This window comes from Syntrophobacter fumaroxidans MPOB (assembly GCF_000014965.1).
Classification (GTDB): domain Bacteria; phylum Desulfobacterota; class Syntrophobacteria; order Syntrophobacterales; family Syntrophobacteraceae; genus Syntrophobacter; species Syntrophobacter fumaroxidans.
This window is the reverse complement of sequence record NC_008554.1, coordinates 3,661,141-3,674,913: the sequence shown is the minus strand read 5'-3', so window position 1 is coordinate 3,674,913 and position 13,773 is coordinate 3,661,141. Positions and strand designations below refer to the sequence as shown.

7 protein-coding genes are annotated in these 13,773 nt (G+C 60.2%); 1 reads left to right on the top strand and 6 read right to left on the bottom strand.

The genetic code is table 11. The features are described from left to right. Positions 1 to 234: 234 nt before the first annotated feature. Positions 235 to 3,255, top strand: coding sequence for an FAD-dependent oxidoreductase (locus SFUM_RS15405; RefSeq protein ID WP_011699809.1), 3,021 nt, complete (start codon positions 235 to 237; stop codon positions 3,253 to 3,255). A gap of 173 nt (positions 3,256 to 3,428) precedes the next feature. Here SFUM_RS15405 and SFUM_RS23825 read toward each other — a convergent pair whose 3' ends face one another. The 6 genes from SFUM_RS23825 to hrpA all read right to left on the bottom strand — a co-directional run bounded on the left by SFUM_RS23825 (position 3,429) and on the right by hrpA (position 13,652). Continuing rightward, positions 3,429 to 3,623, bottom strand: a complete 195-nt coding sequence (locus tag SFUM_RS23825; protein ID WP_041440708.1) for a hypothetical protein — start codon at positions 3,621 to 3,623, stop codon at positions 3,429 to 3,431. 214 nt (positions 3,624 to 3,837) lie between these two features. Continuing rightward, positions 3,838 to 5,391 (bottom strand): CaiB/BaiF CoA transferase family protein, encoded by a 1,554-nt coding sequence (locus SFUM_RS15395; protein ID WP_011699807.1) that lies wholly within the window; start codon positions 5,389 to 5,391, stop codon positions 3,838 to 3,840. A 1-nt stretch (position 5,392) separates the two neighbouring features. Beyond that, positions 5,393 to 7,003 carry a CoA transferase gene (locus tag SFUM_RS15390; RefSeq protein WP_041440706.1) on the bottom strand — a complete coding sequence of 537 codons (1,611 nt, stop codon included), beginning with the start codon at positions 7,001 to 7,003 and terminating at the stop codon, positions 5,393 to 5,395. A gap of 387 nt (positions 7,004 to 7,390) precedes the next feature. Continuing rightward, positions 7,391 to 7,789: a CBS domain-containing protein gene (locus SFUM_RS15380; protein WP_011699804.1), complete on the bottom strand. Its 399-nt coding sequence runs from the start codon at positions 7,787 to 7,789 to the stop codon at positions 7,391 to 7,393. 1,079 nt (positions 7,790 to 8,868) lie between these two features. Then, positions 8,869 to 9,750: an NUDIX hydrolase gene (locus SFUM_RS15370; RefSeq protein WP_041440702.1), complete on the bottom strand. Its 882-nt coding sequence runs from the start codon at positions 9,748 to 9,750 to the stop codon at positions 8,869 to 8,871. Next, a complete protein-coding gene (gene hrpA, locus SFUM_RS15365) occupies positions 9,723 to 13,652 on the bottom strand; it encodes an ATP-dependent RNA helicase HrpA (RefSeq protein WP_011699801.1) in 3,930 nt (1,309 codons plus the stop codon). Before hrpA ends, SFUM_RS15370 begins: the two co-directional genes overlap by 28 nt. Positions 13,653 to 13,773: the final 121 nt, after the last annotated feature.

The following is a 13,773-nucleotide window of genomic DNA, read 5'->3' as shown; positions in this document are numbered from 1 at the left end:
CGACAGGAATCAGCCGAGCCGGTTCCCAACCCCGAGCCTTGGAACCCATCCGGGCTTCCGGTTCTTGCGGTGCATGGAGGCGCTTTCACCTTGAAGACACGCGCGAGGCGGGCGTTGCGGTATTGCGTTCCAAACCGATCCGGTCTTGAGATTCGTTAACCCGGCATTGTCGCGGGACAATGCTGTTGTGGGGCCTGCGGCGGAGAACCCGGAGGTCAAGGAGTCGTGATTGCCATGAGTGATGTAAAAACAGGGGCCATTGGTGCGGTACTGGTAGTGGGAGCAGGAGTGGCGGGGATGCAGGCCTCGTTGGACCTGGCGGATTCGGGGTATCTGGTCCATCTGGCGGATCGCTCCCCGGCCATCGGCGGGATCATGTCTCAACTGGACAAGACCTTCCCCACCAACGACTGTGCCATGTGCATCATCTCCCCGAAACTGGTTGAGGTCGGGCGTCATCCCAACATCCGCATTTATCCCGGTTCGGAGGTGGAGGCACTTGAAGGCAAAGCCGGCTGCTTCAAACCGACCCTCGCCACTCAGCCACGGTTCATCGATCTCGAACGGTGCACGGCCTGCGGGCAGTGCCGCCAGGTATGCCCCGCCAGCGCCATCAATGAATTCAACCAGGGGATCGATCGCCGGGAAGCCACCTTCATGCGCTATCCCCAGGCCATTCCCCGGGGGTACGGCATTGACCGGGCAAGCTGTCTCGGCTGCGGTCTGTGCGAAAAGGTCTGTCTGGCGCAAGCCGTTCGCTACGACGACCAGCCCCGTCGTACCGCGCTCGAAGTAGGAGCGGTGATCCTGGCTCCCGGCAATGAAGTCTTCGACCCTTCCAACATGGATACTTATCCCTACCGCGACCACCCCAACGTGGTCACCAGCCTCGAATTCGAACGGATCCTCAGTGCTTCGGGACCTTACCGCGGCCATCTCATGCGTCCTTACGACCGTGAAGAACCAACCAGGATCGCCTGGCTCCAGTGCGTGGGATCACGCGATCTGCAGCATTGCGACAACGCTTATTGTTCCGGCGTGTGCTGCATGTATGCGATCAAAGAAGCGGTTATCGCCATGGAGCATGCACAGGGGAAGTTGGACACGGCCATCTTCTTCATGGACATGCGAACCTACGGAAAGGATTTCGAGCATTTCTACAACCGCGCCCGGGACGAGCACGGGGTACGCTTCATTCGCTCGCGGGTCCATTCGGTAACACCGGTTGGCGATGGAGACCTCAGCATTGCTTACGGCACCGAGTCCGGAAGCATCGAGGAAGAAATCTTCAACATGGTGGTCCTCTCGGTCGGTTTCGAAGTGGGACGCGAAACCATCGCTCTGTCGCAACGCCTGGGAATCGAGATCAATGAAAACCGCTTTGCGCGCACCACCAGCTTTGCCCCGGTGGAGACCTCGCGCGAGGGCATTTATGTTTGCGGCACCTTTCAGGGGCCCAAGGACATCCCGCAATCGGTTATGGAGGCCTCCGCCGCCGTGGCGGCTTCGAGTACCCTTCTGAGCGAAGCCCGATGGACTCAGGCCGCGGTTCCGGAAAAGCCCGTCGAAGTGGACGTCAGAGGGGAGCCTCCGCGCATCGGCGTCTTTGTCTGCCAGTGCGGCATCAATATCGGGGGCGTGGTGGATGTCCCGGCCGTCCGGGAATACGCGAAAGGTCTTCCACACGTCGTCTACGTGGAAGACAACCTTTATACCTGTTCCCAGGATACCCAGGTCAAGATGTGCCAGGTCATCAAGGAACAAGGCATCAACCGCGTCATCGTTGCGGCCTGCACGCCCAGTACCCACGAACCGCTGTTCCGCGAAACCCTGGTGAGCGCCGGGCGGAACAAATACCTGTTCGAGATGGCCAACATCCGCAACCACGACTCGTGGGTCCACCAGGGCGATCCCGTCCGGGCCACGCAAAAGGCCAAGGACCTCGTACGCATGGCGGTTGCCAAAGCCGCCCTTCTGGAACCGCTCGAGGAACCTCGTCTCAGCATTACCCGGGGCGCTCTGGTCATTGGGGGGGGAGTGGCAGGCATGGTAGCCGCCCGCGCTCTTGCCGATCTCGGATATCCCGTGCACCTGGCCGAACGTGGCGCCCAGCTTGGCGGTCAGGCACGCAGCCTGTTCAAAACCTGGCGCGGCGAGGACATCCGGCGTTTCGTAGACGATCTCGCGCAAACCGTCCTGCATCATCCCCGCGTCACTGTCCACCTCGCCAGTACCGTCACCCAGGTGGAAGGCTTTGTGGGAAATTTCCGGTCGACTCTCGGAAACGGCACCGATCCGGTTACGGTGGAACACGGGGTGGCGATCATCGCCACGGGGGGAAAGGAGCATCGGCCTGAAGGTTACCTCTACGGGCAGGACCCAAGAGTGCTCACCCATCAGGAACTGGACGAACGTTTCGCCGCTCGGGATCCCTTTTTGAGCTCCGTGGAATCCGCCGTTTTCATTCAGTGCGTGGGCTCGCGCGAGCCGGAACGGCCGTATTGCAGCCGGGTTTGTTGCACCCACACGGTGGAAAGCGCGCTCGAGCTCAAGCGTCTCAATCCAGCCATGGATGTCTTCGTACTCTACCGGGACCTGCGTACCTACGGCGAGCGGGAATTGCTCTACCAGGAGGCGCGCCGGGCGGGGGTGCTCTTTGTCCGGTATACTCTCGAAAACAAGCCGTTGGTGGAAGAGCGTGAGGAAAGGCTGCGCGTGACGGTCTTCGACCCGATTCTCCAGCGGCAGGTGGTCTTGTCGGCGGATCTCATGGTGTTGGCGAGCGCCGTCATTCCCAATGAAGCCCGCCAGCTCTCCCAGTTCTTCAAGATTCCCGTGACGGCCGAAAACTTCTTCCTCGAAGCCCACGCCAAGCTGCGGCCGGTGGATTTTGCCACTGACGGGGTCTACGTTTGCGGCCTCGCGCATTATCCCAAATCCATTGATGAGAGCATTGCCCAAGCTCAGGCGGCCGCCGCCCGCGCGGCCATTCTCCTGGCCCGCGACAGTCTCGCGCTGAGCGGCACCGTGGCTTCGAGCAATCCGAACGTCTGCAGCGGTTGCGGAGTCTGTGTGAACATTTGTCCTTTTTCCGCGCCGCGCTTCATGGAATCGGGAAGAGACGCCGGCAAGGCGGAGATCAATCCTGCTCTGTGCAAGGGCTGTGGGCTATGCGCCGCTTCCTGCCGCTCCGGTGCCATCCGCCTGAAGGGCTTCGATGACGCCCAGATTTTTGCCATGATCGAGAGTGTATAGAGCTTCATAAGAAGAGAGAAGAGATCGAAGACCGATGCGTGCGGTTGGGGACCGACGATCATCGCCCTTTTGCGTGACTGAGCGCACGGAACTGCCGGTCCGGCCGAAGCGAACCGTATGCGGAATGTCCCTGTTCCCGGATCATGCGGACTCCCCGCTGTTCGCCGCATCCGCTACCGGTCCTCGGGCTCGGGGGTCTCATCCGGAGCCAGCCAATAGACGCAATTGGCGCAGCACTGCCCGATGGTCCCCACTCTTCGGACCTCGCCGGGACGATAGGCCTTGCAGCTCGCGTCCCATCTTCTCCACGGGTCGTGACTCATCTCGGCGAATTCGCATACGCCCCATGTGTTGACCAGCTTTTCCATACGCGGTGCTTCCGTGGGCGGGGGGGCAGGGCACGCTTCGCTCCCCCGCTTTATCCGGCCCGTGAGGAAAGGCCGTTTCCCGCGGGCTGTGTTCGATCCGTTTCCATTGCTTTGAAGCTCGGTCGGCACGGCCGGCGACCGGGCTCCATTTCGACGTTCAAACGCCTCGATCGGAGCGGACTGCCTCCGTGACCCGGACAGTCCTCCCCGTCTTCTATTCCGTCTTTTTCGGCCAGGCGGTGCGCCGACCTTCGGCACCCGCTACTTTGCCGATCTCGTGCTGCCTCTCGAGTTCCAGAATCTTTTCCGTGTCATAACCCATGAACCGGCGCAGAACGTACTCCGTATCCCATCCAATCGGCTTGCCTGCAAACTCGGTGTAGCTCGGAGCCTCAGAGAACAGAGGGAAGCAGCCCTGAATATCCATGGGGCCGTACCAGGGATCTTCGACGTATTCGATCTCTCCCCTTTCGCGATAGTGGGGCCTCTCGCAGGCATCCTTGGCGTTCATCACGGGACAGACACCAAAGCCGTGCTGTCTGCCGAGGCTGTCAATCTCATCGACCGTGTGTTGCTCCGCCCAAGTTTCAATCGCCTCATAGATTTCTTCCTGGGCCTCCAGCTTCACCCGTTCCATGTTGGTGGGGTACTTCCCGGGAAGTGCCATGGCGTTGCCGCCAATGGTGTTGCACAGCGTCTTGAAAGCCTCATCATCGGCGCCGATGGCGATGAACCCGTCCTTCGCCTTCACAATGCAATCCGGGCAGATCCAGCGGAAGCGGTTCCCCCAGCGGGTCTGGACGTGGCCGGTCAGACTGTACCAGACCACACCCGGGCCGAGGGCGCGGGTGATATTCTCCACCTGGGAGTTCTCGATCATTTGTCCCACACCGTATTTCTCGCGGGCGAAAAGTGCCAGCAAGGTGGCAAAAAGCCCGAAAGTGCCGCCCATATAGTCGGCTACCCAGATGGGAATCTTCATTTGATCTCCGGGGTCATGGCCGCTGATGAAGACGCTCCCCCCCATGGATTGGGCAAGAATATCGTAGGACGCGCGCACCAAATCCTCGCGGCCCCACTGCCCCGGCCCGTTGGAGGTGAGGTAGATGAGCTTCGGATTGATCTCCTTGAGCTGCTTGTAGCCTTCGTCCCAGCGGTCCAGCGTGCCGCCTCGGACATTCTCCACGAAGATATCCGCTCTCTTGCACAGCTCTTTGAAGATGGTTCCGCCTTCTCCCGGATGGATATCCATACAGGTATGCAGCTTGTTTTTCGCACAGTCCGTCCAGCCAAGCCCCCCCGCCATGGCAACGTCCGTTTCCGCGACGACTCCCTTGCCCAGCACTCCGGTCGCCTTGGTGCCGGTCTTTTCTTCGGACCACATGGGGAAACCGCCCATATCTTTGGGAGGAGCGAGGGCGCGCATGGTGTCGCCTCGGCCGGGGAGTTCCAGTTTGATGACTTCCGCTCCCATTTCGGCCAGCATGGCACAGTGAGAAGGACCAAGGATGAGGGTCGTGAAGTCAACCACGCGGATGCCGTCGAGGATTTTGTCCTTCTTGTACACCCGCTTGCGATGGAACGTGTACCGGCAGAACTCCTCGTAGGGAAGGTCGTCCTCTTCCTCTTCAGTCAAGTCTTCGCCTCTCCTGGCCTTCATCACGAGGGCTTTCTGAGCGGGGCTGAGCTGATCGAAATCATAGTGTACCGCCTCCATCTGCTCGGGAGGCACGTCCTTCTTGAACTTCGATTGTGGTGACAGTCCCATGTCAATACCCTCCTCCCTTCCTGCCAATCACCCCTTCGGCCGTCAGTTGCTCCAGGTCCGATTTATACAGGCCGCAATACTTCCGCAGGATTTCCTCGTTGTCCCACCCCATGGGCTTATTGAGCCATTTGATCCTGGCCTGAGTGAAGTGGAAGTTGGGACGGCAGCCCTGAACCAGTATTCTCCCGTAGAGCGGGTCATCGATTTCTTCCACCGAAGCCCTGTCCAGGAAGTGGGGATCGTTGGCAATCTCCTTGATATTCCTGCAACCGGCGCCGGCAAATCCATACTTCATGGCCATCTGATCAATCTCGGCAAGGGTATGCTCCGCGGTCCACTTGTCGATTTCCCCGTTGATCTCAACCTGCGCCTTCCACGTGATGCGATCCGAATTCATGGGGAGTTCCGTCTCCCATTTCTTCATGTTCTCCGTTCCCATGCATTCACACAGTCGCGGCCAGACGGGACCGATTGCGGCCACGATGCTGAACCTGTCTCCAAATTCATCAGGTTTGGCGCGGTGGAGACCGTAAGGGTTGATTTCAAAATCACAGTTGCCGAATTGCCGCCTGATATTCCCCGTCATGGAGTACCAGGGGAAACTGCAGTCACACCAACGCAGACAGTGAGCATAGCTTGCCACATCGACCATCTGTCCCTTTCCGGTCTTCTCACGATAGTAGAGGGCGGCGGCGACACCCACGGCGGTGCTGATACCGCCGGTGTAGAAGCCCAGCGGCCACCCGGCCCGGGAAGGCAGGTACCCGGCCTCTTGCGCCTCCTCCAGGGTGGGCTTGGACATGTCGAAGGGACCGGCAAAGGAAGGGACCGTGGTCATCACCTGGATGCCCGATTCAAAGGGCTTTCGCCAGGAGTCGGCTCCAAAGGAGCCGAAGCCGGTCACCGCGGCATAAATCAGGCGGGGGTTGATCTTCCTGAGCTGTCGGTAGCCAATGCCGAGGGAATCAAGATAGCCGGGATCATAATTCTCCAGCACGACATCCGCCCGCCCGGCGAGCATCTTGACGATTTCCCGGCCTTTGGCCGTGGTGATATCCACACTGACGCAGTAGCGGTTGCGGGTCTCAACCAGGGCGAACAGAGCCGACCCGTGGGGAGGGTAATTCTCGCCCTCCGCCTTTACGGCACCCCCCTCCTCCTCCGAGGGGCCGACCCAGCGAAGAGGATCACCCTTCTTGGGGTCCTCAACCTTGATCACCTCTGCGCCGTGCTCCGCCAGAAAGGATACTCCGACCTGAAGGGCCAGTGACCACCAGTCCGGCCGGCAGAGCTCCAGCACTCTCACTCCGTCCAGTGCTTCAGGCTTTCTGAACCTCCGCCTGGGATCAAAGATGTAACGGGCCCACTCCTCGTACGGGAGCATCTTCTCTTCTTCGGGGGTAAGCTCTTCCAGTTTCCAAACCTTCTCGACCGCCTTTCGCTGCTCTTCCGTGAGGGCGTCCCACTTGTATGTGATCGGCTTTACCCCCTTTGTTTCAACTACTTTTTTCGCCTTCGGAACAGCGGATTGCGACGCCGTAGCATAGTACGGCAATTCTTCCACGGGGATCTGACTGGGCAGTCTCGGTCTGTCAATCTTGACCGCCTTCAACTTTTTTCTTTCAACCGCAGTTGGTCCTGCACTCGCTGCCATATGCCACCTCCAAATTCATTTGGTTGCGGTACCTGATAGCCGGATTCCGCAAAAGCAGAACTCCTCGCGGCACGTCGCTTTTCTCTTCCGCCGGAGATTCATTCCCTTGCCGGGTCGAAAATCCTGGCCGAAACCACTCCCGGGAGTTCCTCGCTCCCCGGTAACCCGGCCAGGATTGTTGACGGACATGCCCCACCGTCGCCTCCCCCACAATGTCCCATCGGCGAGGCGCCGGCATGAGCGAAAGGGCGGCTTCCCGAAATCCCCTCATCATGCCCCCTGTCCCGGGAATGCGGGATGAGTCTCCGGCCTCCACATTCTCTCCCCAAAGCCGCGCCGGCCTGCTCACAGCACAAAAAGCGCGGGATCGATCTGACTCCTCAGGATGTCGTGCCTGGCGACTATCCCCACCAGTTTTCCTCCTTCCGTGATGGGGAGCCGGATGATGTTCTGCTCCTTCATGATGGTGAGAATCGCGCTGATCGGCGTGTTGACGTCAGCAGTGATCGCATTCTTGCTCATCAAATGCCCAATCTTGGTCTGGGCCAGATTCCTGTCCGCAAAGACCGCCTCCAACAGGTCGAACTCGCTCACGACCCCGACGACCTTGCCCTCAGCATCCGTCACCGGCATTCCGGTGTAGTGCCCGCTGAGAAGCTGCAGAGCGACATCCCGGGCCAGGGTGTCTTCCCTGGCACTGACAACGGGTTTTACCATAACGGTTCCTGCCTTCAGGTCTCTCATGGTTATCCCTCCTTTCTGTCATGCCTTTGCATTCCTGGTGTGCTGTCCTTCTCTCGGTCCCTGCAGCACCGAGCCCGCTCCGGAAAATACGTGAGAACCTTTGAAGAATTTGCCCCGCAATCCCGGCATGATCGCAACGGGCTCATGTGCCGGCGGCCCGCACTGGACCGTCGATCCTGCATGGAGCGGAGTGCAGGAGGTCTCATCCCCGGTTCGTCCGTCCCTGGAACTGGGACACGAGCATGTGCTCCCCACGTTGGATTTCATGACTGAAGATAGGATGCGTCTCAAACGGCGGAAGAAAAAGCGCGGCTTGAGCATCTCGATAAAGAACGAGGCCGACGAAAAATCGGAAACAACGGCATGTTCCGCTCTATGCAATCCAGGGGAGGCGGGACGGTCGTTTCACCACGAATGTGAATCCGGCGAATCCGGCTGGCGAAAAGCGGGTGTGGGTTTTCGGCGATTGCGCCTCGAGTGCCGGTGGAACAACACTCGAAGCCGGGAAGACATGTCGAAGGAAACGTAACCGGTCGATCCCAAGTTGAGTGTCCAAAGCGGCATATTTTTGCGGTTCACTACGAACCGGCGGCTGTAGAACGGCGGGGACGCGTGGCTTTCGGTAGCATCCCGGCGCAATATGGTCGGATAGGGGGCAAGGGTAGCTGGATGGACTTCAGGGCACCTGACAAAGATCCGTTTGCCGGCGCAAGAGAAAAGACGGACGCAAACAGGGGGAAAACGCTCCCGCACCAGCGCTCGGCGTAAACGAGCACGGCGGCGGGAACGCACTGTGCTGCGACAACAAAATTTCAAAGAACCGACTTGACGACGGGATATGGAAAACCTTTGGAAGACGCGATATCACTTCTTTCAGAATATTCGCGGGAAAACCGAAATTCAGCGTGCTGATTGAGATCAGAGGTATCCTAAAGATAATATAATGCAAGTTTTGATTTTGGCTAACTTTTTTTGTTCGCATCAGACCGTTCAATGCTCCGCTCACATTCGCCTTCGCCCGGATGCAAATCGACCGCGTCCGTTTGAAGCTTCAGGCTGCGCAGGATCGCGCCAGTCCGTCAGCGCCCCGCGGCCTTGCCCGACTTGCCGGTCACGTAAGCGTCGGTGAGATGCCCGGGAATGACGGGCAGCGCGCTCAACTCCGGTGGCTGGAATCCGAAGACGATCTCCATGAGAAGCGTGACGATCCGGTAGGTCACCCCCCAGAGCATCTCCGTACCGTGTTCCGAAGCATAGAGAAAGCAGGGAAAGTCGTGCCTCGGTCCGTTGAACCTCCATTCGAGCCGGGGAGGCACGTGGAGGCGGTAGCACCCGTAGAAGGAAGGATTGAGGAGGTTTCGCAGGGGAATCGAGACCACGCGTTCCACCTCCCAACTCGGTGCAAATCTTCTCTGCCAGGAAACCCAGGCGACCATGGGATGGATGACGCGGCGGAACAGGAGCAGGCATTGCGACGGCAAAGGCCCCAGGAACTTGAGAGCGAGAGGATTCAGCCGCATCTCCTCCCAGCCTTCACGCAGGCCGGTGGCGAGGAGCACGGACAGAAGGCGGGCTTCCAGAGGCTGCCTGCGATGGAAGTCGGACCAGTACGGCCACCTCGACAGCGGCGAAAAGGGCAATTCCAATAACCTGGCGATATAGGGATCCAGTTTGCGCTCGATCGTGCCTCCGGGGCAGCAGAGGTCTCCGGGTTGGCGCACCTGCTGAGACCGTTTGTTGAGTATGACGCAGACTTCCGCGGGACGACCTTTTTCCACGACCTGGAGGCCCAGCAGAAGCATCACGGTGGACGTGCGCACCTTGCTGCCGCAGGATTCCTCGTCGAACAGCGATTCACAGCCGCACCGGCAGTACAGGTGTTCGACGATCCGGGACTGCAGGGCATCGGAGCCGTCCGCGGGCAACAGGTTGTTCAATCCACGGCCTTCCACGGCTTCCATTCCTCCAGTTTCTCATCGAGGCGCTTGGCGGATATCCGAAATCGGGTCTTGATTTCGGGCGCAAACAGGCTGATCTTGAACTCCTCGAGCATCGTCCGGTATTCTTCGTACAGCCTCCGCGGCGATTCTTCGGAATGCTCTGAAATCCGGGTCCGCATTTCCTCGAGATGCTTTTCGTACGGGGCAATCTGCCCCGCTTTCAGGCGGTCTTTTTCGGGAGCGGCGTAAGCCCGCTCGGCTCTCAACCTCAAGGCCTTCAAATAACGGGGCAATTCCCGCATGCGGTCGCTCCCGGATTGAACCAGGAAATTCCCCGGCACCAGGGTCACCAGCTCGCGGCTCAGTCCGAGGAGGCACCGCACGGCTGCCGGGTTCGCTTCGGCCATGCGTTTGTAACGCTCGATCTCGGAGCGGGTCGACTCCCTTTCGCCGATCACCGCCTCCACCTCGTCGAGCAGGGCCCTGGCGGCGGCCCCGAGCCTGCCCGTCAAACGTCGAACGACGTCGTAGAATCGTCCGTAGCTTGGAAGCCCGGGTGCATCGAGCTCGAAGAGTTCCCTCAAAATATAGTCATGAAGGCATCGAACCGCTTCCTCCCGACCGCCCATGAAGAAAAGCATCGAGGCCGTCTTCTTCGAAAACGTCCAGTCTCGCCTGAAATACTTCAATTCATCTCCGAAGGTCAGCTCAAACAGGAGGCGAAGGCCCCCGGCGCTCGCCCGGGTGGCTTCTTCCGGTTCGGCGTACAGCCGAACGGCTGCCGTTTGCCCTTCGGCGACAAGCCCCGGGTATGCGTACCGCGTCAGGCCGAGAGCATCCTTGCCGATTGGGACCCGCTCCGGCAATTCGCCGAAGCTCCAGGAGGTCAGCCCTTCCCGTTCCCATGCGGCCCGTGCCTGTTCCCAGAGCCGGTCTTCGTGCTTCTCCACCGCCAGGCTCTTCAGCTCGAGCAAGTCGCGTCCGACTCCCAGCAGATTCCCTTCCGGGCCCGTGATTTCCAGGCGCATCCGCAGATGCGGGGGCAGGTCGATGCGTCGCCACTGGTCGACGGGCACCGAGACTCCCGCCAACTCGCGCACGCACAGACTCAACTGCTCGTGGAAATCGCCGCTCCGCCGGCGCAGCATTTCGATCAGCCTGGCCGCCGTCTCGCCAACCGGAACGAGTTGCCTGCGCTGACTCTTGGGAAGCCCCTTGAGCAGAATCGCCAGCTTCTCCGCGAGCATCCCCGGGACGAGCCACTCGAACGACTGCGGGGCCAGCCGCGGGAGCACGTGAACCGGAACGGTCGCCGTTATGCCGTCGTCTTCCTCTCCGGGTCGAAACGCGTAGCGAAGAGGAAGCTCGACGTCCTCGAGTTTCAACCGGTCCGGGAACAATTCCAGTTCTCCGAAATCCGGCTCGGTCCGAAGGATGTCCGATTCGGTCATGCGCAGAAAATGGTCCCCGCCGTGATCCTTGATCCACTTGTCCAGTGAGCGCAGCTCGCATATTGCCGGCAATCGCCGGTCATAGAAGCGGAAAACGGTTTCTTCGTCCACCAGCAGGTCCCGCCTGCGGGTCTTGCTCTCGATCTCCTCGATCTGCCGGACCAGGTCCCGGTTGTGATCGAGAAAACCGTAGGGTTTCGGCACGTCGTACTCGATCAGAGCGCTACGAATGAAAATATCCCGGGCTTCCGCGGGTCGGACCGCGCCGAAGTTCACCTTCCGCCGGTCCACCACGGGCAGGCCGTACAGCGTCACGCGCTCGAAGGCCGTCACCTGGCCGCGCTTCCTCTCCCAGTGGGGCTCGAATACGGTGGAGCGGCACAGGTGCCCGCCCAGCCGTTCGAGCCACTCCGGATCGACATTGGCCGCCATGCGCGCAAAGAGTCTCGTGGTCTGTACCACTTCCGCCGCCGTCACCCAGGCGCCCCCGCGATTGAAAAGACCCGAGCCGGGAAAGAGCATCACCTGGCGATTCTTTGTTCCGGTGTAGATATTCTTTTCCTTGCGCATGGCGATGTGGCTCAGGTACCCGCTCACCACGGATCGGTGAATGGCTTCGTAGCCGGCGGGATCGGAATTCTCCGGAAAACCGCCCATTTCTTCGAGGATTTCCCGGATTTCCTCCCACACATCGCGCCATTCCCGCATTCTTCGATACGAGAGAAAATGTTCCCGACAGAACTTACGCAATTGGCTCTGGCTGCGGGATGCATATCGGACGAGCCGATTCTCCCCGCGGGTGCCCAGGGCGACATCATGCCGGGTGGGACCGTTCGCGGCGGCGCCCCGATCAGGGTCCTGCGGCCGGGCTTCGGACGATGCGATCGCGGCTTCACACCTCGGCCAGCATTTTTCCCATATCTTGAGCAACGTCACGAAATCGGACCGTGTATCCCGGAAGACGGCGTGCGCCTGGTCCGCCTGGGTTTCCTTGTCCAGGGGCCTTTCCCGCGGGTCCTGGACACTCAGTGCCGCCGCGAGGATGGTCAGTTCCGTCACCGCCCCTTCCTCACGGGCCTGAAGCAGCATCCGGGAAAGTCTCGGGTCCAGGGGCAGGCGTGCCATGACTCTTCCCATGGCCGTCAACCTGCGGTGCTCATCCACCGCCCCCAATTCCCTGAGCACGGCGAATCCGTCCTTGACGGCGGACGGTGAAGGCGGATCGAGGAAAGGAAACTCCTGGATGCTGCCCAGCCGCAGAAACAGCATCCTCAGGATGACCTCGGCCAGGTTCGACCTCAGGATTTCCGGCGCCGTGTAGAGAGGCCGGGCAAGATAATCCTCAACGGAGTAGAGACGGATGCATATCCCCGCCTCCACACGACCGCAACGCCCTTTGCGCTGGTCCGCGCTCGCGCGGGATACCCGAGCCACCGGAAGGCTCTGCGTCCGGGATCGGGTGTTGTACTGGGAGACGCGGGCCAGCCCGGTGTCGATCACGTATTTGATCCGGGGGATTGTGATGGAGGTCTCCGCCACGTTCGTCGCCACGATGATCTTGTCTTCGGTCGTCGGCAGAAAGACTCTCTTCTGATCCGCGGCGGCCATGCGCCCGAAAAGCGGTATCACCACCGTGTTGAAATAGCGTTTTTCATCGAGGCGCTGGACGGTTTCCCGAATGTCGCTCTCGGTCGGCATGAACACGAGAATGTCCCCCCGACGCCCTTCCTGCCCGCTGCCTTTCAACTCATCGGTTGCGGCGACGGCCTGGTCGATATGGGTGATGTCCTCGGCGTCCGCTTCCGGGCCCTCTCCGTTCGCAGGAGGCCGGTACCGGACATCGACGGGATAGGTGCGGCCCGAAACCTCGATGATCGGAGCATCCTGGAAAGCCTTCGAGAATTTCCCCGGATCGATGGTGGCTGAAGTGATGATGACCTTGAGCTCCGGTCTCCGGGGCAGGATTCTTTTGATGAGTCCGAGGAGAAAATCGATGTTGAGCGTTCGTTCGTGGGCCTCATCGATGACGAGTGTGTCGTAGGCGCGAAAATGACGGTCGGACTGGGCTTCCGCCAGGAGAATTCCGTCCGTCATGAACTTTATCCGCGTGGAGCGCGTTGTTCGGTCGTGAAAACGGATCTTGTACCCCACCCGCCGGGGTCCCGTTTCCGCCAGCTCTTCGGATACCCTGTCCGCAAGCGTAACGGCCGCAATGCGGCGCGGCTGCGTGCAGCCGATCATGCCCCGAGCGCCGCGTCCCGCTTCCAGGCACATCTTCGGTATCTGGGTGCTCTTGCCCGACCCGGTCTCCCCCGTGATGACCACTACCTGGTTCTCGGCGATCGCCCCCAGGATCTCCCCCCTGTGCTCGACAATCGGGAGATCGGAGGGATACCGGATCGGAGAAAAGGGCTCATCACGGCCGGAATGCAATTCTCGAACGGGCTTTTTCGTGCGACAGGACGAATTCATAGAATGTTTCGGGCTTCGATTGCTCCCGGCACCGCCTTGAGAGTGAAAGAAAAGAGAAATACACACAAAACGCGAACTCTACCATGACGAGTGATCTTTACAAATCGCGGTGCTTGTGTCA

Coding starts and splice junctions, on each gene's coding strand:
- hrpA (WP_011699801.1), bottom strand. CDS start 13,652: ATGAATTCGTCCTGTCGCACGAAAAAGCCCGTTCGAGAATTGCATTCC.
- SFUM_RS15395 (WP_011699807.1), bottom strand. CDS start 5,391: ATGGGACTGTCACCACAATCGAAGTTCAAGAAGGACGTGCCTCCCGAG.
- SFUM_RS15405 (WP_011699809.1), top strand. CDS start 235: ATGAGTGATGTAAAAACAGGGGCCATTGGTGCGGTACTGGTAGTGGGA.
- SFUM_RS15380 (WP_011699804.1), bottom strand. CDS start 7,789: ATGAGAGACCTGAAGGCAGGAACCGTTATGGTAAAACCCGTTGTCAGT.
- SFUM_RS15370 (WP_041440702.1), bottom strand. CDS start 9,750: ATGGAAGCCGTGGAAGGCCGTGGATTGAACAACCTGTTGCCCGCGGAC.
- SFUM_RS23825 (WP_041440708.1), bottom strand. CDS start 3,623: ATGGAAAAGCTGGTCAACACATGGGGCGTATGCGAATTCGCCGAGATG.